Raw genomic sequence first — 234 nt, 5'->3', positions numbered from 1 at the left:
GCAGGCGCAGGGCGTTGGCCGCCTCCAGCCCCAGCAGGCCGCCCCCTATCACCACGCCGCTGCGGGCCTGGGCGCAGGCGTCGCGGATGGCATCCAGATCCCCCAGGGTGCGGTAGACGTAGCAGCCCGCCCGCTCGTTGCCCGGGATGGGGGGCACGAAGGGCACGGATCCCGTGGCCAGCACCAGACGGTCGTAACCGAGACGCTCGCCACTGGCCAGGGTCAGGGTGCGGC

The 234-nt window shown here is 73.9% G+C and carries 1 protein-coding gene; it reads right to left on the bottom strand.

Annotation, left to right across the window (positions count from 1 at the left end):
- The coding region (locus BN1119_RS14665) for an FAD-dependent oxidoreductase (RefSeq protein ID WP_041999496.1) at positions 1-234 on the bottom strand (234 nt) is incomplete at both ends.

The sequence above is a fragment of the Aeromonas bivalvium genome (assembly GCF_000819765.1).
Taxonomy (GTDB): domain Bacteria; phylum Pseudomonadota; class Gammaproteobacteria; order Enterobacterales; family Aeromonadaceae; genus Aeromonas; species Aeromonas bivalvium.
Note: the sequence above shows the minus strand (reverse complement) of the source record. Positions and strands in the feature narration are given on the sequence as shown.